The sequence below is a fragment of the Halorubrum sp. AD140 genome (assembly GCF_034497445.1).
Taxonomy (GTDB): Archaea; Halobacteriota; Halobacteria; order Halobacteriales; family Haloferacaceae; genus Halorubrum.
This window is the reverse complement of the sequence record NZ_JAXRUU010000331.1, coordinates 1-1,054: the sequence shown is the minus strand read 5'-3', so window position 1 is coordinate 1,054 and position 1,054 is coordinate 1. Positions and strand designations below refer to the sequence as shown.

General features: G+C 62.0%; 1 protein-coding gene and 1 pseudogene. Both read left to right on the top strand.

Going from position 1 to position 1,054, the window contains the following annotated elements:
* Positions 1–293 (top strand): annotated as a pseudogene (locus U4E84_RS18620) (hypothetical protein); the annotation flags it as partial.
* A 136-nt stretch (positions 294–429) separates the two neighbouring features.
* Complete coding sequence (locus U4E84_RS18615; protein WP_322533536.1) at positions 430–963, top strand: sugar-specific transcriptional regulator TrmB; 534 nt, start codon at positions 430–432, stop codon at positions 961–963.
* The last annotated feature ends 91 nt before the right edge of the window (positions 964–1,054 follow it).

The following is a 1,054-nucleotide window of genomic DNA, read 5'->3' as shown; positions in this document are numbered from 1 at the left end:
AACTCACCCACGAAGACGTCGGAGCCGAGGTCGTTTCGACGAGCGTTGCGGGAGTGAAGCGGACACAGTACATCGCCATAGATGACGTCGGCCAACGGTTCCAGAAGCGGTATTTCGACGAGCGGCTCGGCCGACACGAAACGACTGTCAGTCGTGAAACGGTTCGTGACGAGCTGGTCAGCCGGCTCACACACCAGTCGTCACTGGGTGGTGAGGTAGGTCAGAATGACGTTGACGGTGGTCAAGACAGCTTCTGCGTGAAACCAGCTCGAAAGCTCCGATTTCAGGAGTGATGTTTTAACCAACACTTGGACAAGTAGATTACCCGTTGTTGGTTAAAGCGTTGTCAACCTGTGGATCCCAGCCCACCCAAGCCAGGAAACTATTCCTCAAAGTAAGAACTATATCCTTCGCCCTACAGTTCCGAGTATGTCCGAAGCAGACGCCACCGATGGGCCGCCCCCCTTCGAGGACGCGTTCAGCAGCGATGACGTCGAACAACGCATCTACGGTACTATCCTGCAGACCCGCGAGCCGGCGACGGCGAGCGCGATTGCCGACAGCGCCGACTGTGACCCCAAGACCGCCCGGAAGTATCTGGGCTGGTTCGACGACCTCGGCATCGTCACCCGACACGACGGCCACCCAGCCACCTACGAGCGCAGAGATGCGTACTTCGAGTGGCGACGGATCAACCAGCTCGCAGCCGACCACTCCGTCGAGGACCTGCAGGATCGCGTTCGTGAGCTGACGACGCGCATCACCGAGTACGAGGCGACGTACGACGCCGCATCACCGGCCGCAGTCGACGCCGTCGACGCCGCGGAGGCCAGCGACGAGCAGACCATCGACGACGTGTACAGCGACCTCGCCGACTGGGCGACCGCCCGCGAGGAGCGTGACCGATACGAACGCGCGCGCCAGCAACGCACAGGTGGCGAGCACGAACAGGCATCCGGGTAGCCCGCTCGATGGCGCCACCGACAGGCGATGGCGGGAGCCCTGCCCCCATCGATCGTCCCCTCCTCGAGTTTCTCCAGACGCGGCTCCAAGC

Excerpts from the sequence above, each read along its gene's own strand:
- U4E84_RS18615 (WP_322533536.1), top strand. The coding sequence starts at position 430 with ATGTCCGAAGCAGACGCCACCGATGGGCCGCCCCCCTTCGAGGACGCG.